Below are 24,930 nucleotides of genomic sequence, written 5' to 3'. Positions count from 1 at the left end.
TTCGTCTCCAACGCCATCGCCGGCTTTCACCTTCCCGGCTCGCTGATCATGGCAGATAGGGGAGTACTCTCCCGTTCTTCGATATTATTTTTCCAATGATAAGGGAAAGACAGAGAAAAAGCAATCACCTTCGCCTTGAAATTTTTCCCGATCCCATGCGGATCTTCGGCGGTTTTTTATTCGATTTGGTGAAAACAGGGCTCTGTTTCCCGGCATTTTTCTTTTGTCCTGTAATGACTTTTCCTTTCGTTCCCGAGGACGGGGACGGATTGCCGCTTTGGCCTTGACGGACAGCGGTGGAATCCGCATCCTTCGAGCGTTTGAAGATCGTGCCCGTCCGGTTGACCGTCATTGGCGGCGCTTTTTTCATATCCTGATCGGTCGGGGCCTTGTAGGTTCCTTTAGGCTTGTACGTGTCTTTCGTTGAATAACCGCGGTAGCCGCCGCCTCCATACTTGCCGTGATCGAACAAATCGCCGAGCAGGCTGGCAAGCAGGTAGCCTTCCAGGAAGCTCATGTTGTAATTTTGCCGGACGTATTCTTTCGAATCGACCTCGATCAGCGTATCGTTCGTATCGTCCGGCGCTTGCTGCACATGTATAATTTCATCGGAGTAGACGAGGAACATCCGCTCCTTGCTTTCCTCTGACTGCTGTTCCGGTTTTTTCTTCGCGATAAGCTGGGAGGCGACTTCCGGCACGGTTTGACCTTCCGCCCGGTAGACGTAGGAAGTGGAGCTTCCGGAGCCGTTCACCGATTCCAGCGGATATTGCTCCTTGACGGTGTCCGACACTGCGCAGGCGGCGAGCAGCGGAACGATCAAGCTTAGTACCAGAATGACTTTGATGCCTTGCAGCCACCATTTCTTCGTCATGCCTTGCCCTCCTTACGAATTGCGGCAGGCGTTCGCCGATCCGCTGTTCTAGTCGGCAGCCGTAAACTACACGCCGCGCAGTACGCGTACATCAGCGGTAATCACGTTTTCTCCGGTATAGAGCATAAATCGGCCGTCTTGCCATTCGACGCGCAGCAGCTTCATATCATCGGATTGATACTGCCATACATGCTGGTCGCCGCCTTGCATGAACGGCGTTTTGCCATTTGCCGAGATGAGGCCGGAGAAATGCTCCTCCATATGATAGGCGCGGTCGTCCAGCTCAAGCGTCGTCGGCACTTCGTCGAACGTATCAAGCCTGCCGTCAATTGCTTCGTAAAGCGCGTAAACAGTCCGTTCGCGCTCTTCGATCGACAAGTAACGGATATCGGTTCCGTCTTGGAGCGTCAGAACGACAGCGTTGCGGCTGCGATTTTGCGTTCTGCCCGTCACTTGATAAGTCACGAGCGACACCTCGCAGACGTCGCCGGCGGTTAAGCTCAAAATACTTTTTTCTACGGGAGCCGGGGCCGGTTTGGACACGATATTTTTAATTCGTTTGAATAGACTCATCTGCCATCCCTCTTTCCAAATGCGATTGGTCCGGTTAGATCGATCCGATAATGAGCGCTCCTGCAATATGCAGCGAACCTGCGATCAGCGCGTAGCCGATTTTGCCGTCGTGAATGCCCTGTTCGAGCTGAATGCCAGCCGCAAGCGCGAACACGCGACGGAAAATCCATTCAACGACAAGAAGCGTGACAAATGAGGCAACCGATATGGCGAGAGCTTCCCACATATAAGTCGATTGGACAATCGATTGCGATAATATATACGCCTGAGCGCCAAGCTTCATGACGAAGCGGGTCGTGACGGCGACGTTGCCGTCCTTCATTTCCTGAAAGTCGTGGTACTTGGTCGTTAACGAATCCAGCACCATCAATATAAACAGAAGCGCCGCTCCTGCGAATGTCCACACCGGGATTTGCAGCACATCGATCCACGTCATGACCATCGATCCTCCGATACTTTGGGTAGTGGTGAAACAAAATCCGCCGGCTCTGCTTCGGATGAACCCGATCGCAAACGCCGGCGGACAGGGCGCTTTAGAACGCCTTTATTCAATTACGGCGAAGCCGCTTGCTATTCTTTCTTCTCGTATTGCTTGAGAAGCGCAGCCAATTCGTCTTCGACCGCTTTGTCTTTGCCGAGCGCCGCGAATTCTTCGTCGAGCGACTTGCCCTTCGATTGGTTCAACTCGTTGCTCGCTTCAGCGCGAGCTTCCATTTCCAGCATCTTATCTTCCATGCGCTTGAGGCCTGCGCTTGCGGAATTGGTGCCGAAGCCGGAAATCGATTTGTTGATTTGCTCCTGTGCTTTGGCGGCGTTGTAACGAGCGGCGATTGTCTCGCGCTTGTTCTTCATCTCGGTCAGCTGCTTGCGCATTTCGTCGAGCTTGGCTCGCAAGTTGTCTGCCATCGCTTTGTTGGAATCGTAGCTTGCTTTGTATTCGGCCGCTTTCGCTTCAGCAGCTTTTTTCTCTTCCAATGCGCGGCGGGCGAGATCGATATTTTGCGCCTGGGCGGCGATATGGGCTTGCTCCGTCCGTTTTTCAACCAATTGGGATTGCTCTTCGTACAACTGCTTGAACTTCTTCTCAAGCGCGATTTGCGCGGCTACCGCTTTCTCGGCGTCGGCAAGATCCTCGGTCATATCTCGGATATATTGATCGGTTAATTTAATCGGATCTTCGGCTTTTTCGATCAAGGCGTACACATTGGACAACGTAAGGTCGCGCAGACGTTTGAAAATAGACATCATTCAGTCCTCCTAGAATATGGTCATTTTTTCCGTTCCGTTATTGGTGATTCTAAACGTATCTTCGCCGCCATGGCTGGCGACTGCCGTTGTGCTTGCTGCATAATCTAATTACGATTATACGCCGATTTCGTTTCAAATGTTTGATCAAATTCAGACATTTCCGGCAAATGTCGCGATTTCGCTTAATGCCAGTTGTCGTCTTTCCTTATACAATAGAGGACAAGACTTCTCGATTGAAAGGGGCAAGCAGCAATGGCATTAATTAATTGCGATTTTTTTTCCGAGACGCTCGGCATGAGCAGCTCAATGACAGTCCTGTTGCCGCAGCAGACGTTGTCGCAGATCGGCATGGAAGGGGTTCAGAGAGAAGGTCGCCACCCGGTGCTGTATTTGCTGCACGGGCTTTCGGACGATCATACCATTTGGCTGCGCAGATCATCGATTGAACGATACGTTTCTTCGCTGGGGCTCGCTGTTGTCATGCCGAATGTACATAGAAGCTTTTACGCGGACATGGAGTATGGCGGGAAGTATTGGACCTTCTTGACGGAGGAGCTGCCGGCCGTCGCCCGTTCCTTCTTTCCATTGTCGGAAAAACGGGAGGATAACTTTGTTGCCGGGTTGTCGATGGGCGGATTCGGGGCATTCAAATGGGCGCTTAATCAGCCGGAACAGTTCGCAGCAGCTGCTAGCTTGTCGGGAGTGCTCGATCTTGTCATGCATCGCGATTCGCTCGGACCGGACAACGGGCTGTACGAACCTATCTATAAAGCTTATGGAGATAAAGATATTAGAGGCACGAAGGATGATTTGATTTGGGCGGTCAATCAGGCCGACTCGCTGGCGGGTCCAAAGCCGCTCTTGTATCAATGCTGCGGCACCTCCGATTTTCTATACCGGGAAAATACCAGCTTTCGCAACGCCTGCGAGCAAACGGGTCTGCAGCTGACTTACAGCGAGGAGCCGGCAGATCACGAGTGGGGCTACTGGGATAAAAAAATTCAGGATGTGCTTAATTGGCTGCCGTTGTAGCCCTTTTCGGAACGAAGCAACAGCAGGGATAGGCAGAAATTGAAGAGCCTGATATCGGGACCGGATTCCTCTGCCTTGCAAATATTGATTTGATAGGCCGCTGATGCGGTCTTTTTTTTGCATTCCGAAGCCGGTCATGCTGGTTTAATTAGATTTTCGCTATCGTTGCAAATTGCCTATCATTAACGCAAAGGGTACGTTCCGGTTGCAGCAGGTTCAGCGGTCTGGGTACAATGGCGGAAAGGAAACCTCGAAGGGTGAAAATATGCATAGACGAAAATACCCGGATGAGGCTTCGAGAATGCGGTTTTTCACGATATCCACAAGGTTATCCACATTATCAACATAAAAATATGGAGCTTTTGTTAAGGTTTCGGCCGTTCATCCACAAGCTCGCAGATGCAATTATCCACATCGATGTGAGAATGGCGATCCATGTTGAAATCCGACAGAAGAGCTCTCGGGAAAAAAAGATGTTTCGACTGTTGACTCTGACGTCACGTCATCGTTTAGCATGAAGTCGCGGGGGATGCAAAGAAGCGCTTTCTCAGTGTTTGCTGCTGGACGGATATCCCAAAGCGAGCTGACGGTTCCGGGAGATTGAGTCATAGAACCGGTCTGAGGCGTACAGTTCAACAGACTCGAAAAAAACGGGAGGAGCCATGGTGATGATCAAAATAAACGAGGCGGCGAAAATCGCAGGAGTGAGCGTGCGCACGCTCCACTATTACGACAAGATCGGACTGCTGAAGCCGTCTCAAGTCGCGGAGAACGGATATCGGCTCTACGGCGAAACGGATTTCGCCAGGCTGCAGCAAATTCTGTTTTTTAAAGAGCTGGAGTTTCCGCTCGAAGCGATCAAGGCGATTCTCGATAATCCGCGGTTTGATCGGAGAAAAGCGCTTGAAGCGCAAAAAGAACTGCTGACGGCTAAAAAGAGCCGGCTGGAGAGCATTATTGTGTCCGTCGATAAAACGCTGCATGCGATTGAAGGAGGAAGTACGATGTCGAAACAGGAAATGTTCGAACCGTTTGATATGAAAAAAATCGAGGAGCACCAAAGGAAATATGAGCAGGAAGTGAAGGAGAGGTACGGCGATTCGGAAACGTACGCGCAATCCCGTTCGCGTACGGCCGGCTACAAGGAAGACGATTGGCGTCGGATCCAAGGCGAGGTCGATGTGATCTATAAGCGCATCGCGGACGCGATGGACGGCGACGCTGGGTCCGAGGAAGCGCAGCTGGCGATCGACGCATGGAGGCAGCATATTACCGACCATTACTACGAGTGTACACCGGAAATATTCCGCGGATTGGGCGACATGTATGTAGCCGATCAACGTTTTACTGATAATATCGATAAATACAGAACGGGATTGGCTGCTTTTATGCGGGATGCGATGCATATTTATTGCGACCGCTTGAATTAGGGCGGGCTTGTGCAAAAAGACGGGAAACACATTTACAAGCTGCCCGATAGCTGTCATCATAGTGAGTATTGTTTTACTCATCTCAAGTATAGACAGGAGCGGCGAATACGCCATGTGGCTTGTTTTCTCCCTTTTTGCAGCGATCGGCTTCGGCTTGCGCGGCATATTATATCATTGGACCAGCCAGCAGCCCCTTAACCGGAACGCTCTGCTTTGCGGAGCGTTTTTCTCTGGGGCTCTAATTTGCTTGATCGGCGTATTCTGGACCGGGCAGCAGTGGACGCCGTCCGCGCTCGTCGGTATCCAGATGGGACTTTTCTCATTCGCGGCCAATGCGAGCATGTTCAAAGGCTTTGCCGTTGGAAAAGCGTCGTTGATCGCGATCTTGACCGCGCTGCCGTCCGTCTTCGTTGTTATCGGTGCTTTTCTGCTTTGGGGAGAAAGGCTGAATGTGATGCAGGCGGCCGCTTTTATCGTCATCGTTGCCGGTATTTTGCTTGTGCGCTATTCCAACGACTTATCGCTGGGCAATCTTCAGGGAGCTCAATGGGGGGCGCTGGCGCTGCTGCTATTCGCCGCCAACGATCTGTCGGGCAAATGGTCGACGCTGCTTGCGGCTCCGATGTTTCCGACGCTTGTCTGCATGTTTTCCGCCGGCGCCGCCTGCTTTGGCATCTGGTGGCTGGCCGATCTGCGCAGGCTGAAAGCGGACTCCAAAGGCGCCTCTGCACAATCGAACGGGGAACGAGCGGTTGTAGCGGCGGTCTCCGGTCATTCGGAACAGGCGGCGAGCCTAGCGAGGAAGTGGAGCGGTCAGCGGACTTTTCTGACTGGTATGGCGATCGGGACGACCAACGCAGGAGGAATGATGATGATTTTAATCGCGTTTGCTAACGGCAAAGCTGGCCTCGTGTCGGCGGTGACGGCGCTTAATGTGCTGATCGTGCTGCTGTATACCCGATTTGTCGTCAAAGAAAAATTTACCCGTCTGGAGACCATTGGGATCACCGCCGCATTTGCCGGTATTTTGATGATGCGGTTGTTCGGTCGATAAATAATGATGGAAGCGGCTTTCACTTCTCCGAGGTGAAAGCCGTTTTTGTTTGTTTATATCGAACCGCTTGCGGCGAAGCTGATGATAATCGATCATGCAAGTGAAGGGGAAGAGACAGGATGGGCAAAAAAGTGCCGTTCGAGTGGTTAGCGGTTACTGCCGGCATTATTATATTGGTTATGCTTCTTTTTATACGGCCGGTCACCGGAGTGGCCGACAATGGCGACTTTCACCGGGTAATGACGGCCGGCGGTTTAACTTATTTCGATGAAGGAGAGTCGTATGAGGACCGGTACTTCGGTTATGCCCATGAGAAATACGGCTACGGGCCTTTTTTGTTCGGCAGCTATGTCTCCTCGCAAATTCCGCTTGTTGTGCTTGCCGGACTGCTCGGCAGAGTATGGAACGGAGAATGGTTCGACATTCGCGTCCTGGCGTCGCTTTATTCGGCGCTGTTTCTAGCCGCCCTTTTTATTCTGGTCAAATTCAATAAAAGCTCGTCCTTTTGGTTTAATCTTGCGCTGACAGGTGTGCTAGTGGTTGTGTTCGCGGATGTTGGCTATACCGCTTACTTCAACTCTTTTTTCGGAGAGGCGGCAACGCTTGTTTTTATGCTGCTGACCGTTGGACTTGTATTGGGCGCGTTGCGCGCTGAACGAGGAGCCAGCGGGCTGCTGGCCGCTTTTTTTCTCGCGGCGGCGCTGCTTGTCTCGACCAAGCTGCAATATGCGCCGATTGGCGTCGTTATCGGACTGCTCGGTATTCGGCTAATGCGAGCCCGAACGGACAGGGGCTGGCGGCGTACGGCCGTCATCGGCTCCGCGGTTGTGCTGGCTGCATCGATTGTGGTTTACGCCGCTGCGCCGGGAGGATTAAAGGGCATCAATTTATATCAGACGGTATTTTTCGGCGTGTTGAAGGATTCCCCCGACCCTGCGCGCGATTTGCAGGAGCTGGGACTGCCGGAGTCGCTTGCGGTCAATGCGGGCACTAACTATTTTCAAAAGGATGCGGTCATTAAGCAGAATGATCCTCGGATCGAAGAGGCGCTTAGCAAGATCGGTCATACGGATGTGCTGTTGTATTATGCGAAGCATCCCCTTCGATTTGTTCAGAAGCTTGAGCGGGGAGCGAAGAATGGCATGAGCGTGAGGCCTTACTATTTGGGCAGCTTCGACCAGGCTGAGGGAAGAGGGCGGGGGGCGCTGAACTACGCGTATTCCGTCTGGAGCGAGTTCAAGCATACCCATGTTCCGAATCGGTTATGGTTTGTCGCTCTGTTTTATTTGTTGTATGTCGGAGTGATTCTCGCATCTTATTTCAAGAGGAGAAGAAGTGAAAGTCTAGAGTCCCGCGCAAGACGCAGACTGGCGCTCGAAGTGCTGCTGACCGTTGCGCTGATTGGGGTGTTCGCGCTGGCCGTGCCGCTTGTCGGAGACGGAGAAGCTGATCTTGGCAAGCATTTGTTTCTGTTCAACGTCTGTTTTGACCTGATGGCGATCACGGCTTTGATGGGGCTAGTGAATTCAGTATTGAATTTAAGGTTCAAACGTTAAATCAATACTTGGAATAAATGGAGGTTAAGGCGAATAACCCTCTGCCCCGCAGCGTTCCTACTCACTTAGAGTCAAGCGCTGATTTCGATTATGAGCTGAATTTGCTGCAAATTCTCCCTTGAAGAAGAAAATTGATCTAGATACAATAATTAACATAAAAGCACGCTTACGATTTCAGGCATGTTTCATGCAATCATATTCCTTGATGCAAAGGAGAATGAAGATGGTTATGAAATCGAAAGAACCGGTGTCAAGAAGAAGGACGCTTAAGCCGGAAATGACGCAAAAATGGATGATCATTGGAGGATTGCTCTTTCTGTCCAGCTTGGTCATTCTGATCTACCTTAGGGACGAAGGAGTCATTACGGATAAACAAGGCATAAATATCGGATGGGTGTTCGCCGGCATTAGCGCATTGACTCTTTTGCTGGATACGCTTGCCCGAGATAAAGCGACGATGTTTTATCGGTTTATCGGAGTTGCGCTACTCGCATTGTTTGCGTATATCCGATATTTCTAGTGTTTATTTGAAGAGGAGACCAACAATTGCTGAAGAGAAAAAAGGCTGCATGGAGTATAAGCAGATTCCATGCAGCCTTTTTAAATCAGGGCTTGATCGAAAAGGAGAGAAAATTCGGTTTTGAGCTGCGTATTGCAATATATATGAAAAATCGGCTCAACACCATAATCAGTGCTTGATCCTCTTATTCGTGAGGTCTGAACCACAAGTGACCGTTATAGCAAGACTTTGCATTCGAAAAGAAGCAGTGATGGTTTGAGCCAAGCACTGATTTTCGGTTTGGAGCCTAGTTAATGGACAGTAGTGACCGTTAGCGCCGATTATTCGAAAATTCGGCTCGCTTAGGGACATTAATGTCCCTAAGCAAGGGATCGGGGCGGAGAATAGCGTGCAATCATCTTCTAACGGTCACTAGTGTCCTTAAAGAAAGGGAATAGGCTTTGTTTTTTGCTCTAACGGTCAGAATGGACCGCTTGATGGATACGATAACGCTGCTGTCCATTGTGAACCATTCAAACACTCCTTTCCACAAGCTTGTCTTGTGGATCGATTGAGGCGGGTTGATCGCACAACCATCTTACGGAAGGTAAGGGACCCGCAGTGTTTTCCCTCGCTTCAAGTCATGCTCTGATTTCGGTTTTGAGCGGCGTAATACAATATATATGAATTTTCATATATAATTTGCGGATTCTGAGCAAAAGCTTCGATTATATATGATTTTTCAACTATAATCGTTCAAAATCCGGATTTTTGAAAAATTATATATGATTTTTCGTGCTTATTTGCTCAAAGACACTGCAGCTCTGCACTTTCGGCAGTTGGAGGAGCACGCTGCTAGGCTTTCTCGGACAGCGGACAACATAAATAAGCGGCCCATAAGGTCGCTTATTTATGTTGTCCGTACATTTTTACTTAATGTTCAGCTCAACTTCAATCAGTACTTAACTGCCCCGCAGCTATTCCCCTCACTTCAAGTCATGCACGGATTTCGGTTTTGAGCTCCAAAGAGTTGCTAGAACGCCCAATTCCCTTGCAGCAGCACCGGCTCGCGCTCGCCGCTGTCTGTAATGCCATAAATATCGAGCTTGCCCGAACCGACCATGAAGTCGGTATGCGCCATGCTGATGTTCAAGCCCGCCGCCAGCAGCTCTTCCTGCGACATTTTTGTACCGCCCTCGACGCAGGACGTATACGCGCTGCCGAGCGCCAAGTGGCAGGAGGCGTTCTCGTCGAACAGCGTTTTGTAGAACAAAATGTTGGAATCGGAAATCGGTGAACGATGCGGCACAAGCGCTACTTCGCCTAAGTAATGGGAGCCTTCGTCGGTATCGATCAGCCCTCTGAGCGCTTCTCCTCCTTGCTCGGCGGTCCAGTCGACCACGCGTCCGTTCTCAAAGGTGAAGGAGAACCCATCGATAATATTGCCGCCGAAGCTGAGCGGCTTTGTACTGGCGATGGTGCCGTTAACGCCCGTACGGAACGGCGCTGTGTATACTTCCTCCGTGGGCAAATTCGGGACGAACAGAACGCCCTGCTCGTTGCTCTTGCTGCCGCCAAGCCATACTTGCCGGTCCGGAAGCTGAATAGTCAGATCGGTTCCCGGGCCGATGTAATGCAGCTTCTTATAGGCCTTCTTGGTCAAATAAGCGGCTTTTTCCTTCAAGCCGCGGATATGGGTCTCCCAAGCAGCAATCGGATCGGGAAGATCCGCCCGTACCATGCGGAAAATAGCGTCCCACAGCAGGCCGACTTGATCTTCCTTAGGCGCGTCAGGGAACACTTTGGCTGCCCAAGCCTGCGAAGGGACGGTAGCGAGCGACCAGCTGAATTTGAAGGCTTGCGCGTATTTGCGATATTGCGCATTCGCCTGGCGGATCGTTTTGTCAGCCATATTAACCCGCTCGATCGGTACACCGCGAAGCAGGTCGGGATCAGCTGAAGAGATCGTAATGGAGGCGGCTCCTTGCTCGGCCATCTCCAGTCGTTCTCCAGCCGTCCATTTTGGCTCCTCCAGCAGCGAGGCCTCCGGGGCCAGATCGTATTTCAGTCGGGACACCTCGTCGTCATTATAGACGACTTTGACTTGGTAGGCTCCGGCCTCGTAAGCCTTTCTCACGACCAGCCGGGCAAGCTCGATCGCATCGACGGAGGCGTTCAGCATGACCGATTGCCCCTTTTGCACGTTTGCGCCGATTTTGACAATCAGCTCGGCATAGCGGTCCAGTTTCTGTTCGAATGACAACATAAGGCCATCTCCTTTTCGTATTCGGCTATTCAAATCAATTTAAATCAGTTTAAATCATTTCATTTCTTGATTTAGTCACCCCCATTATACCCCTTGGACAACGAAAAATATATTTGCGCAACGTCCGATTCTCCTTCGTTGCAATAGGCGGAGCGGGCTGTGCTACAATGGAAAACAGAAGCAATCGAAGTGACGGAAAGGGGAATACCCATTATGGATACGATTTACGCGCGCAGAAAACAAAGCCTGCTTGTATATATGAGAGAGCGAGGGATCGGTCTTTCGCTCATTACCTCGCCAACAAACGTTAATTATTTCACGGGTTTCTTCTGCCAGCCGCATGAGCGTTTTCTCGCTCTAGCGATCGACGCGGAGACGGGCGGAGAGAAGCTGTTCATGCCGCTGCTCGATTTGCCGGAGGCGGAGAAGCATGTCGTGGACAAGGCAGATGCAGTGCCGATCTCCGACACGGATGACGCTTATGAAGTGTTGCAACGCTACTTCGGCCCCGCTCAGCTGGAAAGCGTCGGAATCGAGAAGGAGGCTGTTTCGCTCGCCAAGGCGGAGCGGCTGCAGGCTGCTTTACCAGGAAGCCAATTCGAGGATTTGGAATCGTTTATATTAAGCATGCGGATGAAGAAAAGCGCCGAGGAAATCAAAAAGGTGCGGACCGCCGTCGAAATGGTCGAGCAGGTCGTCGGCCATGCCGCCGGTTTGGCTAAAATCGGTATGACTGAGATCGAGCTGACTGCCGAAATCGAATATCAAATGCGCAAGCTTGGCGCAGAACGGCCGGCATTCGAGTCGATTGTGCTGACCGGAGCGAGGTCCGCGCTGCCGCACGGAACCCCGGGTCCATACGCCTTTCGGGAGGGAGATTTCGTCCTAATCGATATTGGCGTGCAGGTGAACGGCTATTGCTCAGACATTACGAGAACGTTTGTGATGGGAGATGCGACGAAGGAGCAGCGGGCAATCTACGATGCTGTGCTGGCGGGCAATCTGGCCGGTATCGAGGCGGCGCGCGCAGGGGTGCCGCTGTCAGCGGTCGACAAGGCGGCGCGGGACGCTATCGCCGCGAGGGGTTATGGTCCGCTTTTCACTCACCGGGTCGGTCACGGCTTCGGCATGGATGTTCATGAGCAGCCATCGGTGTCCGGAAGCAACAGCGCGTTAATCGAGCCGGGTTTGCTGTTTACGGTTGAACCGGGCGTATACGACCCGATTATTGGCGGCGTGCGCATCGAGGACGATGTCTATATCGGAGAGGACGGCCAAGCGGTCGTACTGACAAGTTATCCGAAGGAGCTTATCGTATTGGGCGGTTAACGGACGAAGGGAGAGGACGGCAATGCCTTTTTACGGACAGCCGATTGTGCCCGCCATTCGCGGCTGGAAAGACTTCGAGGAGCTGATCGCATCACCGTATACGTATCTGGTGCTGCTAGACAGCCAGATTGGCCAGCTGAAAAGCTTGGTGGACGAGGCGGCGAAGTACGGCAAACGGATGCTGATACATGCGGATTTGATCGAGGGGTTAAAAAATGACGAGCATGCGGCGCAATTTTTGTGTCGTCATATCGCACCTGCAGGCATTATTTCCACGCGAACGGGCGTTATTCAAAAAACGAAGCAGAACGGGTTAATTGCGATTCAGCGGCTTTTTCTGCTGGATACGAACGCGTTGGAGAAAAGCTTCTCGCTGATTGAGCGCACACAGCCGGACTATATTGAAGTGCTTCCAGGCCTTATGCCCCGCATGATCGGGGAAGTGATCGCGCAGACAGGGAAACCAGTGCTGGCCGGCGGTCTGATTCGTACAGCCGAAGATGTCGAGGCTGCGCTTGAGGCTGGAGCCGAAGCCGTAACAACGTCGAGAAGGGCTTTGTGGAAGCAGTACGAGCCGAAGTAACGGCCGGCCCCGCCGACCGATGAGAGGAGACAAACGTATCGTGAATCAGGAAACGTATGTATTGGCATTGGATCAGGGGACGACAAGCACCCGCGCCATCCTGTTCGACCAGGACGGGGAGCCTCGCGCTGTCGCGCAGACGCCGGTGACCTGTCTGTTCCCGCAGCCCGGCTGGGTTGAAATCGACGCGAACGAGCTATGGGAGACGTCGGTAAGCGTCATTCGCGAAGCGATGGAAAAGCAAGGAGTAGCGGCCGGCGGCATTGCCGGCATCGGCATTACCAATCAGCGCGAGACGACGATCGTCTGGGACCGAAAAACCGGCGAGCCGATCTATAAAGCAATAGTTTGGCAGTCGCGTCAAACGTCGGACATATGCGAGTCGCTTCGTAAGGCTGGATTGGATCGGTCGATTCGCGACAAAACAGGACTGCTCATCGATCCATATTTTTCCGGCACAAAGGTGAAGTGGTTGCTTGATCATGTGGACGGAGCCAGAGAGCGGGCCGAGGCTGGCGACTTGCTGTTCGGCACCGTCGACAGCTGGCTGATCTGGAAGCTGACCGGCGGAGCCGTTCATGCGACCGATTACTCGAACGCTTCGCGCACGCTGCTTTACAATATTTACGAGCTGAGCTGGGATAAGGAACTGCTGGAATGGCTGACGGTTCCGGCTGCGATGCTGCCGGAGGTCCGTTCCTCCTCCGAGGTGTACGGCCACACGGCGCCGGAGCTATTCGGCGGCCCGATCCCGATTGCGGGAGCCGCGGGCGATCAGCAGTCGGCTCTGTTCGGTCACGCCTGCTTCGATAAGGGCGAAGCAAAAAACACGTACGGAACCGGCTGTTTTATGCTGATGAATACCGGCGCCGAGCCGATCCGTTCGGAGCACGGCTTGCTGACGACGCTCGCCTGGGGCATAGACGGCAAGGTCAGCTATGCGCTGGAAGGCAGCGTATTTGTCGCGGGCTCCGCTATCCAATGGCTGAGAGAAGGACTCGGATTAATCGTAACCTCGGAGGAAAGCGAGCAACTGGCGGCTTCGGTGGAATCGTCTGATGGCGTCTACGTCGTTCCTGCGTTCGTCGGTCTCGGTACCCCGTATTGGGACAGCGACGTGCGCGGTGCAGCCTTTGGCATGACCAGGGGCACGAGAAAAGAGCATTTCGTTCGCGCAACTTTGGAAGCGATTGCTTATCAAGTGAAGGATGTGCTTGAAGCGATGGAGCAGGATTCAGGCATGCGGCTGAAATCGCTTTGCGTCGACGGAGGGGCGATTCGCAACAACCTGCTGATGCAGTTTCAGAGCGATCTGCTGCAGGTGCCGGTCGACCGTCCGGCGGTAGCCGAAGCGACGGCGCTCGGAGCGGCCTATTTGGCCGGGTTGGCTGTAGGCTACTGGAACAGCCTTGAGCAAATGAACGATCAGCGGCGTTCGGAGCGGATTTTCGAGCCGCAAATGGTTCCCGTCCGCAGCGCCGAGCTGCATAACGGCTGGAAAAAAGCGGTACAGGCGGCAATGGCGTTCAAATAACCGGCTGCCATAAATGGGCTGGATTTTATTCGAGCTTATATGCTATGATGATAACAAGTTAATATTCGGTCGGAGATCAGGAGAAACCGTAATACCCCTTTGCCCGTGCGCTTAGCGCGCGGCTGCAAGGGAGTTTGCGGTTTCTCCTTTTTTGCGTGCCGTTCGCTATAGGAGGACTGGAAAAATGGAAACGAATCATACGAGGTTTAATGCACTAAATCGGCCAGAGATTGTTCGCGGGATAAGAGACAGCAAGTTCGATTTGCTAGTTATTGGAGGCGGGATTACCGGGGCGGGCATAGCGCTTGATGCTGCTTCCCGCGGCTTGAAGGCCGCAGTTGTCGATATGCAGGATTTCGCGGCGGGGACGTCCAGCCGTTCGACCAAACTCGTTCACGGCGGCTTGCGCTATCTGAAGCAGCTCGAGGTTGGAGTTGTCGCGGAGGTTGGGAAGGAGCGGGCGATCGTCTATGAGAACGGCCCGCATGTCACGACGCCGGAATGGATGCTCCTGCCCTTCTATAAAGGCGGTACTTTCGGCAAATTCAGCACGTCGCTCGGGCTGCGCGTCTACGATTTTCTCGCTGGCGTCAAGCGGAGTGAGCGGAGGAAGATGCTGTCGGCAAACGAAACGTTGGCGAAGGAGCCGCTGCTCAAGCAAGAAGACTTGCGGGGCGGAGGTTACTACGTCGAATATCGCACCGATGACGCAAGGCTGACGATAGAAGTGATGAAGAAGGCGGTCGAGCTCGGAGCGGTGGCGCTGCCTTATGCGAAAGTCGAATCATTCCAATACGACGGGAATGGGAAAGCGATTGGAGCGAATGTCCGCGATTTGATTGAAGGAGAGACGTTCCTGTTAGAGGCGAAAAAAATTGTCAATGCGGCCGGTCCTTGGGTCGATACGCTGCGGGAAGCGGACGGCTCGAAGCGCGGAAAGACGCTGCATTTAACGAAAGGCGTCCATCTTGTCTTCGATCAAAAACGGTTCCCGCTCGGTCAGGCTGTTTACTTCGATACGCCGGACGGCCGCATGGTATTCGCCATTCCGCGCGACGGCAAGACGTACATCGGTACAACCGATACGAATTACAAAGCGAATATTGCCCATCCCCGCATGACGAAAGCGGACAGCGATTATGTGCTGAACGCCGCCAATTTCATGTTTCCAACGCTGCGCCTTACCCCCGACGATATCGAATCGAGCTGGGCCGGTCTGCGGCCGCTGATTCATCAAGAGGGGAAGGATCCTTCGGAAATTTCCCGAAAGGACGAAATTTTCGTCTCGACATCGGGATTGATCTCGATTGCCGGCGGCAAGCTGACGGGCTACCGGAAAATGGCGGAGACGGTCGTCGACAAAGCTGTTCGGCTTCTCGCCGAAGACGGAATGGGCGGCGGCATCGGACCGAGTGTGACGAAGAGCTTGCCATTAGCGGGCGGCGATGTAGGAGGCTCCGCCGTATTCCCGGCTTTCGTGCGCGATAACGCCGAACGGGGAGTGAGGGCCGGTTTGGAGCGGACGGAGGCGGAACATCTCGTTCGCAAATACGGAACGAATATCGACATTGTACTTGGATTGATGGGCGAAGCGAAGCGGGAGGCTGTCGCAACCGGACTGCCAAAGGGACTGCTCCTTGAGCTGTTGTACGCGGTGCGATACGAAATGGCAAGTACGCCTTGCGATTTTTGGATTCGCCGTACCGGCAGCCTTCTCTTCGATCGCGATCGCGTTCTGAAATGGAAGGACGGCGTGCATGCCTGCATGGCGCGTCTTCTGGAATGGACGGAGGAACGGAGTGCAGCGTACGCCAAGGAGTTGGAAGACGAGTTGGCGTATGCCGTTATACCGCAGGACGACGATAATGCCGATTAAGCTTTATACAAGCAACAAAAAAGGCTGCCCGGAGGGATGTTCCATGTTCCCGCCGAAGGCAGCCTTTGCTTTGCGAGTCGCTAACGCGCTAACAGTCGCTCGCGGTCGCTATTCGCCGCTTTCCTGACGGAATTCGCGCGGTATGCGGCGGGCAACGCCGGTGCGAATAGCGGCTCGTACAACGGCGTCGCGAACCGAAGGAACGACTCTGTCGTTGAATATGTTGGGAATAATATATTGCTCGTTGAGCTCGTCGTCGGTGACAACGGAGGCGATTGCTTGCGATGCGGCCAGCTTCATCTCCTCGTTGATCGACGAAGCCCGGCAGTCCAGCGCCCCTCTGAAAATGCCGGGAAAGCAGAGCACATTGTTGATTTGGTTCGGATAATCGCTCCGCCCAGTAGCAAGCACGCGAACATAAGGCTCCGCCAATTCTGGATCGATCTCGGGATCGGGGTTGGCCATGGCGAACACAATGGGGTCGGCGTTCATCGCCTTCACGTCGTCTACCTTCAGTACGCCTTTGCCGGAAACGCCGATAAAGACATCTGCACCTGGGATTACATCCGACAGCTTGCCGGCCGATTGGCGGGGGTTCGTCCGGCGAGCCACTTCCGCCCAGATCGGATTGGCGTACTCGGCGGAGCGAACGAGCGCCCCTTCCCGATCGACGGCAACGATGTCGGAGGCTCCTGCCGCGATCAGCATGCGAACGATCGAAGCGCCGGCCGCTCCGATGCCGGTTACGACAATTCGAACATCGGTGATCGTTTTATCGACGATTTTCAGCGCGTTCAGCAGGCCGGCGAGCAGAACGACGGCTGTTCCGTGCTGATCGTCGTGGAAGACCGGGATGTCCAGCTCTTCCTTCAGCCGAGTCTCGATTTCGAAGCAGCGTGGAGACGAAATATCTTCCAGATTGATGCCGCCAAACGTCGGCGCCAGATTTTTGATTGTGCGGATAATATCCTCGGTATCCTTCGTGTCCAAACAGATCGGAAAGGCGTCGACGCCGGCAAGCTGTTTGAACAGCATCGCCTTACCTTCCATGACGGGCATCGCCGCCTCAGGACCGATATCGCCAAGGCCAAGAACGGCTGTGCCGTCCGAAATGACGGCGACGGTATTCCGCTTGATCGTCAGCGAATAAGCGCTGGAAGGCTTCTCGTGAATCGCCATGCAGACGCGGGCGACGCCGGGCGTGTACACCTTGGACAAATCCTCGCGGGTTTTAATCGGCTGTTTGGGAGACACCTCGATTTTACCCCCGAGATGCGCGAGGAAGGTGGAATCGGATACGTTGATTAGCTTCACGCCGTTAAGCTGTTTAACCGCTTCTACGATTTCATTGGAAGTCGACTCGTTTACGTTGACCGTAATGTCGCGGGTCGTCGTTTCCTTGCTGGACCGGATCGTGTCGATAGCGATGATGTCTCCACCAGCTTCCGCCACCCGCCGCGCAATATCGGCAAAGGAGGCTCCGGCTTTCGTTAATTCTACGCGCATAATCAAGCTTGTTAATGTAGCCATTTTCCATACTTCCTCTCGTTTGGTATGTAGGGGTAATTGCTCAATGGAAGGCGTGTTTAAGAACGAGCAGAAGATTGGCGGGCTTCTCTGCAAGCCGTCTCGTATAGTACGGATACCACATAACGCCGTAAGGCATATAGCAGCGTATCCGGTACCCGTCAGCCGCCAATTGCTCTTGCGCATTCGTGCGGAGGCCGTATAGCATTTGAAATTCGAATGCGTCCGCACCGATACCGTTATCCGCCGTGTAACGCTTCACCCACTCAATGATCCGATCGTCATGAGAGGCTACCGCCGTATAGACGCCCTGATCGAGATGCAAACGGATGATCGTTTTAAAATGTTCGATTACGTCCTCTGTACGCTGAAAAGCCAGACTTTCCGGCTCCTTGTAGGCGCCCTTGACCAGACGCAAATTAACGCCGTTCTCCATCAGCTCTCTCGCATCTTTCTCCGTGCGGCGCAAATAAGCCTGCAGAACAGTGCCGACGTTGGTCAGCCCTTCGTCGTGAAGCTTCAGCACCATATCGATTGTCGCCTGCGTCAAGCCGGAATGCTCCATATCGATTCGGACGAAATTTCCGCATTTCTTCGCCTGTAAGACGACATCGCGGATATTGCGGTAGCAAGCGGCTGCGTTTAACGATAGTCCCATCTGGGTCGGCTTCAGAGACACATTGGCATCGACCTGGCGCTCGGAAATGGCGGATAGAAGTTGAATGTATTGCTCGCGATATCCGGCCGCTTCGTTCAGTCTCTCGATTCCTTCTCCAAGATGGTCAAGCGTCACCATAATTCCCTTCCGGTTTAACTGCTCTGTTTCAGCCAACGCTTCAGCAAGCGTGTCTCCCGCAATAAAGCGGCGAGCCAGCCGTTTGCCGTACTTGACGGAAAGCTTCTCCACGAGCCTGTTCCCGGCAATGGTCAGCAGCGTCTTTCTATATCCTTCCAAAAGATCCATGCCTCATTCCCCTTTCGTTGAAATGAAACGGTGTGCCGTTTGCAGGAACCGGAATCAATTGCCCGACATAGCCGCATATGATGAAATAGGCGGGCTGCAGCATGCCATCCAGACTTTTATCGACTTATCGTGAAGGAGGGCGAACAACCGATGAGAATCGAATTTCAAAATGAGCCATTCACCGATTTCGGAGAAGAGCGAAACCGTGAAGCGTTCGATGCCGCATTAACAAAGGTTCGAAGCGAGCTAGGAAGGACGTATCCGCTGCGGATTGGCGGCGAAAGCGTCATGACTGAGGCCGTCCGCGCATCCGTTAATCCGGCTAAAATAAGCGAAACGGTCGGCGTCGTCGCCCAGGCCGACGAAACGCTGGCCGTTCGCGCGATCGCGGCGGCGAATCAAGCTTTCGAAAGCTGGAAGCTGACGGAGCCGAATGAACGCGCTCGTTATTTATTTAAGGCGGCGGCGCTGATGCGGCGCAGAAAGCATGAGTTATCCGCGCTTATGCTGCTGGAGTCCGGCAAGACGCGGACGGAAGCGGATGCGGATACGGCCGAGGCCATCGACTTTTTAGAATTTTACGGCAGGGAAATGCAGCGCCTCAGCCTTCCTCAGCCGCTGACGGCGATTGCCGAGGAAGAGAATGAACTGTATTATATTCCGCTTGGAGCAGGCGTCGTTATTCCGCCCTGGAATTTCCCGTTAGCGATTACGGCAGGAATGACGGCAGCGGCCATCGTAACCGGGAATACGGTCGTCTTAAAGCCGGCTAGCGCAACGCCGGTCATCGCAGCGAAGTTCGTCGATTTGCTGGAGGAGGCGGGCTTGCCTCCAGGAGTCATCAACTTTGTGCCGGGATCGGGCGGTCAAATCGGCGATTGTCTCGTCGATCATCCGCAGATCCGTTTTGTCAGCTTTACCGGATCGCGCGAAATCGGCTTGCGCATACACGAACGGGCGGCCAAAACGCATCCTGGCCAAAAGTGGTTGAAGCGCGTCGTGGCCGAGATGGGTGGCAAGGATGCGATTATTGTCGATGCGGACGCCGACCCGGATGACGCGGCGGCGGCGATCGCCGCTTCCGCCTTCGGCTTTTCCGGCCAGAAATGCTCCGCCTGCTCGCGAGCGATTGTTCACGAGGCGCTATACGACACGGTTCTTGAAAAGGTGGCGAACCGCGCCAAGCAGCTCGTTCTAGGAGATCCCGCAGAGACGGCAGTCAGCCTTGGGCCGGTTATCGACGAGCAGGCGTTCCGCAAAATATTGGCGTATGTCGAGATCGGCAAGCAGGAAGGCCGGCTTGTCGCCGGCGGAAAAACCGGTGACCCGGGCGGCTACTATATTGAACCGACCGTCTTTGGCGAAATCGGGCCGGAGGCACGCTTGTCGCAAGAAGAAATATTCGGGCCGGTTCTTGCCTTTACAAAGGCGAAGTCTTTCGACGAAGCGCTTGCTTTTGCGAACGGCACCGAATACGGATTAACGGGTGCCGTCATTACGCGAAATCGTGCGCATATCGAGCGGGCGCGCAAGTCTTTTTTTGCCGGTAATTTGTATATTAACCGTAAATGTACCGGCGCTCTCGTCGGCGTTCATCCGTTTGGCGGCTTTCATATGTCCGGGACGGATTCGAAAGCGGGAGGGCGCGACTATTTGCAGCTGTTTTTGCAGGCGAAGGTCGTATCGGAACGTTTTTAAACCATATGACGCGTATAGGAAGGCGATAACCGAAATTCAATGAATCGATACGGGTGCGGAAGCAAAAACTTGAAGTAGCAATCGATATTGCTGCGAATAGGAAAGAAAGGCGGGTCACCCATTGATTGAATTGGAAAAACCGGTCGTCGTCCATTATCAATTATCGGTTGCGGAATTAATTGAGAAGGCGGTGGAGCGGGGAGAAGCGCGGCTGTCTTCCACGGGAGCGCTATGCGCCTGGACCGGGGCGTTTACCGGACGATCGCCGAAAGACAAATACATCGTGGAGGAGCCGGCGGCTTCGAGGTCCGTTCAATGGGGAACAGTTAACCAGCCGCTGTCTCCGGAGCGGTTCGACAAGCTTCACCGCCGCGCGGTCGCATATATGAGAGAAAGAGAAATGTTCGTATTCGACGGTTACGTCGGCGCCGACAAAAGCTACAGGCTGCCGATTCGCGTCATGAACGAATTCGCCTGGCATAATCTGTTCGCCTTTCAGCTGTTTATTCGTCCGACGAAGGAGCAGCTGCCGGAGCATAATCCGTCGTTCACGATCATCTCGCTGCCTGGCTTCAAGGCCGATCCGGCCGTCGACGGGACGCGTTCTGATACGTTCATAGCTATTTCGTTTGAGCGGAGAATCGTTCTAATCGGGGGCACCGAATATGCGGGCGAAATGAAAAAATCGGCCTTTACAGTGCTCAATTATTTGCTGCCCCAGCAAGGTGTGCTGCCGATGCATTGCTCGGCCAATACATCGGAGGACAGCGGCACCGCGCTGTTCTTCGGCCTCTCCGGCACAGGCAAAACGACGCTGTCCGCCGATCCGGATCGGCAACTGATCGGCGACGACGAGCATGGCTGGACGGACGAAGGCATTTTTAACTTCGAAGGCGGCTGTTATGCCAAATGCATTGGGCTAACCGAAGAACGCGAGCCGCAAATTTGGCGTGCGATCCGATTCGGCGCAGTGTTGGAAAATGTCGTGCTGCAGGAGAGCACTGGCCTAGCCGATTATAGCGACAGCCGGTTAACCGAAAATACGAGAGCCGCTTATCCGATCGAGCATATTGATAACGCTCTGCTCTCCGGCGTCGCCGGTCATCCGAGGACGATCCTCTTTCTGACGGCCGACGCTTTCGGCGTGCTGCCGCCGATTGCGAAGTTGACGAAAGAGCAGGCGATGTATCATTTTCTTTCGGGCTACACGTCCAAATTGGCCGGAACGGAGCGAGGCGTAACGGCGCCGGAAGCGACGTTCTCCGCTTGCTTCGGTGAGCCGTTTCTGCCGCTTGCGCCAAGCGTGTATGCAGACATGCTCGGTGAGCGGATCGAGAGAAACGGCGTCCATGTCTATCTCGTCAATACCGGCTGGACAGGAGGGCCTTACGGCGAGGGAGAACGGATCAAGCTGACGTATACAAGAGCAATGGTGGCGCAGGCCATCGAAGGAGGATTGGCCGAGGCCGACTATGTCGTCGACCCGGTCTTCGGCTTGTATGTTCCACAGCATGTCAAAGGCGTGCCGGACGAGCTGCTCCAGCCGCGCGCCGCTTGGCCGAACCCTGAGGCGTATGACAGGCAGGCGAAGGAACTAGCTGAATTGTTCGCGGCGAATTTCAGACGCTTCCCGGAAGCGGGCGAATCGGTTGCGGCCGCCGGTCCCGAGCTGTAGGTTGTCGGCAAGCCAACTAGCCGACTAGCCGCTTAGTAAGAAAGAGAAAGAGAAAGAGAAAGAGAAAGAGAAAGAGAAAGAGAAAGAGAAAGAGAAAGAGGATCTACAGCCTTCTGAGAGCTTGAGCTTGATTCGCTGTTCTCAGTATTGTTAATGCCGTTATTACATCGAAGTGAAAGCAGCGATGAATGCTTCTTTTAATTAGGATGGTACCGAGAGACAACCTTCTCGTCCCTTTTGTGGATGAAGGCTGTCTTTTTTTTGCTCTCAGGATTATTGTCTGCTTCCGTAAAGACAACAAAATTGAAGTAACAACCTAATTACACAGAAAATATTCAATAATACAGAAACTGTTTTAATGTAATTGATAACTATTTATTGTTATATTATGATTGCTTTAATGTACTTAAATAGAAATTAAAGGGCTGTTTTCTTCGAACTATAATGTTTTGAGTCAGCAAAATACGGTTATGGAGGATTGAAATGCAGGAACACTTTATGAATCCGAAAACAAACGATATTTCAAAGATGATTGAGCTTATTGAAAACCTGCATGATCGAGTGTCAAGAGACATTGATGTGCAGGCCCCGCGGGTTGCAGGAGAAGGCTCGTTTTCTTATCTTGACGAATTGAAGAATTCCTCTATCCCGGCGGACACGCAGAGTGTTGAGACAGTCTTTGAAGAGTTGGCTGGATTTTTCAAAGGCGCAGTCCGCTGGAACCACGACAAGACGATGATTAACATTACCCCTCCTCCGAGTATTGCCGCACTTGCTGCAAATGCCTACGCTACGATGTACAATCCCAATTTTGCTCAAGATCAGGTAACCGGCGGGCTCGCGAAAGCTGAACTGCTTGTGAACAAATATATTTCCGATATGGTCGGTTGGAACTGGAAATTATCGCATGGGGTTTTTACCTTTGGCGGGAAGGCAACCAATCTTTACGGCGTCAAGGTCGGCTTAACGAAAAGCTATGCGGCGGCGTCCAAGGAAGGCGTTAAAGGAGATCCGTTCACGATAACGACGATTCAAGGACACCCTTGTCATACGGAGGTGTGCGACTGGTTGGGGATTGGAAAACAAAACAGCGTCAAGGTGCCAGTTGATCACATGGGCAGAATGGATGTTCCGGCAGTGGAAAGGATCATTAGTGAAAATCTGGATAAAGGAAGAAGGCTGGCTTGCATTACCGTCAACTGCGGCACGACCATTCAGATGACCGTAGACCCCATTAAAGAAGTGGCTGAAATGCGAGACAGGCTTGTTCATAAATATAATCTTGATTATATTCCCCATATTCATGCGGATTCGGTAATCGGATGGTCCTGGCTTTTCTTTAAAAATTACGATTTCGAGCGCAACGTCCTTGATCTTGAGGAGAACGTGCTGCTCAAAATTAAGAATATGGCTCGCATGGTTGCGGAGCTGGAATATGTGGACTCGCTGGGTGTTGATTTTCATAAAACGGGCTTCTGTCCTTACGTCTCCAGCCTGTTCTTAGTAAAAAACAGTTCTGATCTTTATAATCTGGGCAACATGAAAGCGATTCCAATTGAAGATTTCGAATATGGAAACTATTCCCCTTTCCAATATAGCCTAGAACTATCAAGAGCCGCAACAGGTCCGATAACGGCATGGGTCAACCTTCAGTTATTTGGCTATACCGGCTATCAGAAATTGCTGTCCCAGCTCATTTCAGTCGGCGACTATACGAAAGAGCTGCTGAATCAGGACAGGCAATTTGAAGTCATCAATAATGACACTGAGGGCTGGGTAACGATTTTTATGATAAAAGAGCATGAGAGCACTTATAAATTTGACGATATCAGCAATATGGACGCGGAAACAGCTCGACATATTGCCAGCTACAATTATAATTTCTATTTGTATTTGTTGGAAAAACAGCACGAAAACACTTGCTCGTTTGCTTTCGACTATACTTCCGGATACGACAATTCCAAGAAAGGCATTTCTATCGGCGTTTTTAAAATCTATGCCATATCTCCTTACGCGACGAAAGCAAGCATAGTGTCCATGATTGACGAATTGACGATGCTCAAAAAAGAATACGATGAGATTCATCGGCACTATCAACCCAATGTAGTGCTATATAAGCCAAAAGCATTCGTTTTCCGATAATACTATCATTTTGACGGAGGTAGGGATTTCTAGTGAAGCTGATCAATACTGAAAAAGTTGAAAGACTAGGCGCTATATTTTTAGGGGCAGATGCATTTTTTCAGGGCGAAGTCATGCCTATCATCCAGTTTCTTGAGGACAACGGATTTACTATTTTAAGAGCTAACGTTAAAAGGCGCTTAACCAGAAATGAGTCAGAAGAGATCTTTCTGCTCGGCTCGGATCATTTGACGAAAAATGAATATTTCAGGTGGTGGATGGTCAATGACCTAGTCACTTCAGGGCCAATGACATCCCTGCTGGTATACTCTGCCGACGAACAATCGACTTGCTTGGCTCAGCTCAACCGGCTGAAGGGGGCTGGCGATCCTTTTTACAATACGAACGATACGATACGCGGTAAATTCAATTCCGTCAATATTGCAATGAATTTAGTTCATGTGCCTGACAACTACAAGGATATTATGAAGGATACCGCGCCGTTCTACACACAAGAGGAACTGGAAGCAGCCGTGCAAACAGGCCTTGAAAATGTGCAGCAGGCGGGCCGGAGGGGGCAGACGCTGCTGCCCAGGCATGAGTTGTTCGAGCTCAAATACTTTTCCAGTCAGCTCGGCAGAAATTACTCCTTCTTTAAATCATTGTACTTGTGCAAGTATGAGATTTTGCGCGGGATTGCCGATGATTATGGGCAAAAGAGCTTGCTGAGAGAGTTGTGCATCGGGTATCTGGAGGACCTTGGACAAAATCGGATTGCCAACTTAAGCGGAATGCGCAGAATAATCGGGGAGGAAAAGGCGCTTGCCAACGAGCTGTTCTTGAAGATAAAAAACGAGATCGCTGCCGCTGACGATAGCAATGCTGAATATGTTAATGCGAAATGTACGGAACTCAATCATCTTTACACGTATTTATGCCTGTCGGATGAGGATGCGTTCCATAACGTCAAAGACAAACAACTTCAACAGCTGCAGTCGGTTAATCCTATTCTTACGGATAAAGACGAGCTTATTTTGCTTACCACTTTGTCACAATGGGCTAAGTACAAGATTTAACTTTTTCTGAATTGG

At 52.3% G+C, this 24,930-nt stretch carries 21 protein-coding genes and 1 other annotated feature (1 of these 22 cut by a window edge); of the genes, 14 read left to right on the top strand and 7 right to left on the bottom strand.

Going from position 1 to position 24,930, the window contains the following annotated elements:
- Positions 1-88 (bottom strand) — a binding site (T-box leader); it reaches 150 nt to the left of the window's first position.
- Positions 89-124: 36 nt separating this feature from the next.
- From ACFVTB_RS18635 to ACFVTB_RS18620, 4 genes are all read right to left on the bottom strand, one after another.
- Positions 125-874 (bottom strand): DUF4247 domain-containing protein, encoded by a 750-nt coding sequence (locus ACFVTB_RS18635; protein WP_387752310.1) that lies wholly within the window; start codon positions 872-874, stop codon positions 125-127.
- 66 nt (positions 875-940) lie between these two features.
- Entirely contained in the window at positions 941-1,447 is a 507-nt protein-coding gene (locus ACFVTB_RS18630; protein WP_387752307.1) for a DUF4178 domain-containing protein, read from the bottom strand.
- 34 nt (positions 1,448-1,481) lie between these two features.
- Positions 1,482-1,883, bottom strand: coding sequence for a DUF350 domain-containing protein (locus ACFVTB_RS18625; RefSeq protein WP_387752304.1), 402 nt, complete (start codon positions 1,881-1,883; stop codon positions 1,482-1,484).
- Positions 1,884-2,017: 134 nt separating this feature from the next.
- Positions 2,018-2,692, bottom strand: a complete 675-nt coding sequence (locus tag ACFVTB_RS18620) for a PspA/IM30 family protein (RefSeq protein WP_387752558.1) — start codon at positions 2,690-2,692, stop codon at positions 2,018-2,020.
- A gap of 255 nt (positions 2,693-2,947) precedes the next feature.
- Here ACFVTB_RS18620 and ACFVTB_RS18615 point away from each other — a divergent pair, with 255 nt between their 5' ends.
- From ACFVTB_RS18615 to ACFVTB_RS18590, 6 genes are all read left to right on the top strand, one after another.
- Positions 2,948-3,727 (top strand): alpha/beta hydrolase, encoded by a 780-nt coding sequence (locus ACFVTB_RS18615; protein ID WP_387752302.1) that lies wholly within the window; start codon positions 2,948-2,950, stop codon positions 3,725-3,727.
- 668 nt (positions 3,728-4,395) lie between these two features.
- Entirely contained in the window at positions 4,396-5,157 is a 762-nt protein-coding gene (locus ACFVTB_RS18610; protein ID WP_387752300.1) for a MerR family transcriptional regulator, read from the top strand.
- A 61-nt stretch (positions 5,158-5,218) separates the two neighbouring features.
- Entirely contained in the window at positions 5,219-6,211 is a 993-nt protein-coding gene (locus ACFVTB_RS18605; protein ID WP_387752298.1) for an EamA family transporter, read from the top strand.
- A gap of 119 nt (positions 6,212-6,330) precedes the next feature.
- Positions 6,331-7,767: a glycan biosynthesis hexose transferase WsfD gene (wsfD, locus tag ACFVTB_RS18600; RefSeq protein ID WP_387752295.1), complete on the top strand. Its 1,437-nt coding sequence runs from the start codon at positions 6,331-6,333 to the stop codon at positions 7,765-7,767.
- A 229-nt stretch (positions 7,768-7,996) separates the two neighbouring features.
- Positions 7,997-8,287 (top strand): hypothetical protein, encoded by a 291-nt coding sequence (locus ACFVTB_RS18595; RefSeq protein WP_387752293.1) that lies wholly within the window; start codon positions 7,997-7,999, stop codon positions 8,285-8,287.
- A gap of 26 nt (positions 8,288-8,313) precedes the next feature.
- Entirely contained in the window at positions 8,314-8,466 is a 153-nt protein-coding gene (locus ACFVTB_RS18590) for a hypothetical protein (RefSeq protein ID WP_387752290.1), read from the top strand.
- 833 nt (positions 8,467-9,299) lie between these two features.
- Here the strand turns inward: ACFVTB_RS18590 and ACFVTB_RS18585 are convergent.
- Positions 9,300-10,532 (bottom strand): aminopeptidase, encoded by a 1,233-nt coding sequence (locus tag ACFVTB_RS18585; RefSeq protein WP_387752288.1) that lies wholly within the window; start codon positions 10,530-10,532, stop codon positions 9,300-9,302.
- Between the two features lie 159 nt (positions 10,533-10,691).
- On the opposite strand from ACFVTB_RS18585, the gene ACFVTB_RS18580 reads away from it, so the two are divergent.
- The 4 genes from ACFVTB_RS18580 to ACFVTB_RS18565 all read left to right on the top strand — a co-directional run bounded on the left by ACFVTB_RS18580 (position 10,692) and on the right by ACFVTB_RS18565 (position 15,854).
- Complete coding sequence (locus ACFVTB_RS18580) at positions 10,692-11,861, top strand: M24 family metallopeptidase (protein ID WP_387752285.1); 1,170 nt, start codon at positions 10,692-10,694, stop codon at positions 11,859-11,861.
- Positions 11,862-11,883: 22 nt separating this feature from the next.
- The gene (locus ACFVTB_RS18575; protein WP_387752282.1) at positions 11,884-12,444 is read left to right on the top strand and encodes a glycerol-3-phosphate responsive antiterminator; all 561 of its coding nucleotides are present in this window, start codon (positions 11,884-11,886) and stop codon (positions 12,442-12,444) included.
- A gap of 19 nt (positions 12,445-12,463) precedes the next feature.
- Positions 12,464-13,978, top strand: coding sequence for a glycerol kinase GlpK (gene glpK / locus ACFVTB_RS18570; RefSeq protein ID WP_387752279.1), 1,515 nt, complete (start codon positions 12,464-12,466; stop codon positions 13,976-13,978).
- Between the two features lie 184 nt (positions 13,979-14,162).
- A complete protein-coding gene (locus ACFVTB_RS18565; RefSeq protein ID WP_387752277.1) occupies positions 14,163-15,854 on the top strand; it encodes a glycerol-3-phosphate dehydrogenase/oxidase in 1,692 nt (563 codons plus the stop codon).
- 108 nt (positions 15,855-15,962) lie between these two features.
- On the opposite strand, the gene ACFVTB_RS18560 is transcribed toward ACFVTB_RS18565, so the two are convergent.
- Both ACFVTB_RS18560 and ACFVTB_RS18555 read right to left on the bottom strand, forming a co-directional pair.
- Positions 15,963-17,384 (bottom strand): NAD-dependent malic enzyme, encoded by a 1,422-nt coding sequence (locus ACFVTB_RS18560; protein WP_387752274.1) that lies wholly within the window; start codon positions 17,382-17,384, stop codon positions 15,963-15,965.
- Between the two features lie 40 nt (positions 17,385-17,424).
- Complete coding sequence (locus ACFVTB_RS18555) at positions 17,425-18,345, bottom strand: proline dehydrogenase family protein (protein ID WP_387752271.1); 921 nt, start codon at positions 18,343-18,345, stop codon at positions 17,425-17,427.
- Positions 18,346-18,495: 150 nt separating this feature from the next.
- On the opposite strand from ACFVTB_RS18555, the gene pruA reads away from it, so the two are divergent.
- The 4 genes from pruA (at position 18,496) to ACFVTB_RS18535 (ending at position 24,915) form a co-directional block, all read left to right on the top strand.
- A complete protein-coding gene (pruA, locus tag ACFVTB_RS18550; protein ID WP_387752268.1) occupies positions 18,496-20,043 on the top strand; it encodes an L-glutamate gamma-semialdehyde dehydrogenase in 1,548 nt (515 codons plus the stop codon).
- Between the two features lie 121 nt (positions 20,044-20,164).
- On the top strand, positions 20,165-21,718 hold the full coding sequence (gene pckA / locus ACFVTB_RS18545) for a phosphoenolpyruvate carboxykinase (ATP) (protein ID WP_387752265.1): 1,554 nt from the start codon (positions 20,165-20,167) through the stop codon (positions 21,716-21,718).
- A gap of 483 nt (positions 21,719-22,201) precedes the next feature.
- Complete coding sequence (locus ACFVTB_RS18540; protein ID WP_387752263.1) at positions 22,202-23,860, top strand: pyridoxal phosphate-dependent decarboxylase family protein; 1,659 nt, start codon at positions 22,202-22,204, stop codon at positions 23,858-23,860.
- A 32-nt stretch (positions 23,861-23,892) separates the two neighbouring features.
- On the top strand, positions 23,893-24,915 hold the full coding sequence (locus tag ACFVTB_RS18535; RefSeq protein ID WP_387752260.1) for a nucleoside-diphosphate kinase: 1,023 nt from the start codon (positions 23,893-23,895) through the stop codon (positions 24,913-24,915).
- Positions 24,916-24,930 lie beyond the last annotated feature (15 nt).

The sequence above is a fragment of the Paenibacillus sp. NPDC058071 genome, assembly GCF_042885235.1.
Taxonomy (GTDB): Bacteria; Bacillota; Bacilli; order Paenibacillales; family Paenibacillaceae; genus Pristimantibacillus.
This window is presented reverse-complemented; position numbering and strand designations above follow the sequence as displayed.

What these genes read in the sequence shown, in the direction of transcription:
- ACFVTB_RS18555 (WP_387752271.1), bottom strand. Translation starts at nt 18,345, where the DNA reads ATGGATCTTTTGGAAGGATATAGAAAGACGCTGCTGACCATTGCCGGG.
- ACFVTB_RS18585 (WP_387752288.1), bottom strand. Translation starts at nt 10,532, where the DNA reads ATGTTGTCATTCGAACAGAAACTGGACCGCTATGCCGAGCTGATTGTC.
- ACFVTB_RS18615 (WP_387752302.1), top strand. Translation starts at nt 2,948, where the DNA reads ATGGCATTAATTAATTGCGATTTTTTTTCCGAGACGCTCGGCATGAGC.
- ACFVTB_RS18575 (WP_387752282.1), top strand. Translation starts at nt 11,884, where the DNA reads ATGCCTTTTTACGGACAGCCGATTGTGCCCGCCATTCGCGGCTGGAAA.
- ACFVTB_RS18610 (WP_387752300.1), top strand. Translation starts at nt 4,396, where the DNA reads ATGATCAAAATAAACGAGGCGGCGAAAATCGCAGGAGTGAGCGTGCGC.
- ACFVTB_RS18625 (WP_387752304.1), bottom strand. Translation starts at nt 1,883, where the DNA reads ATGACGTGGATCGATGTGCTGCAAATCCCGGTGTGGACATTCGCAGGA.
- ACFVTB_RS18595 (WP_387752293.1), top strand. Translation starts at nt 7,997, where the DNA reads ATGAAATCGAAAGAACCGGTGTCAAGAAGAAGGACGCTTAAGCCGGAA.
- ACFVTB_RS18565 (WP_387752277.1), top strand. Translation starts at nt 14,163, where the DNA reads ATGGAAACGAATCATACGAGGTTTAATGCACTAAATCGGCCAGAGATT.
- ACFVTB_RS18630 (WP_387752307.1), bottom strand. Translation starts at nt 1,447, where the DNA reads ATGAGTCTATTCAAACGAATTAAAAATATCGTGTCCAAACCGGCCCCG.
- wsfD (WP_387752295.1), top strand. Translation starts at nt 6,331, where the DNA reads ATGGGCAAAAAAGTGCCGTTCGAGTGGTTAGCGGTTACTGCCGGCATT.
- ACFVTB_RS18620 (WP_387752558.1), bottom strand. Translation starts at nt 2,692, where the DNA reads ATGTCTATTTTCAAACGTCTGCGCGACCTTACGTTGTCCAATGTGTAC.
- ACFVTB_RS18560 (WP_387752274.1), bottom strand. Translation starts at nt 17,384, where the DNA reads ATGGCTACATTAACAAGCTTGATTATGCGCGTAGAATTAACGAAAGCC.
- glpK (WP_387752279.1), top strand. Translation starts at nt 12,464, where the DNA reads ATGAGAGGAGACAAACGTATCGTGAATCAGGAAACGTATGTATTGGCA.
- pruA (WP_387752268.1), top strand. Translation starts at nt 18,496, where the DNA reads ATGAGAATCGAATTTCAAAATGAGCCATTCACCGATTTCGGAGAAGAG.
- ACFVTB_RS18635 (WP_387752310.1), bottom strand. Translation starts at nt 874, where the DNA reads ATGACGAAGAAATGGTGGCTGCAAGGCATCAAAGTCATTCTGGTACTA.
- ACFVTB_RS18540 (WP_387752263.1), top strand. Translation starts at nt 22,202, where the DNA reads ATGCAGGAACACTTTATGAATCCGAAAACAAACGATATTTCAAAGATG.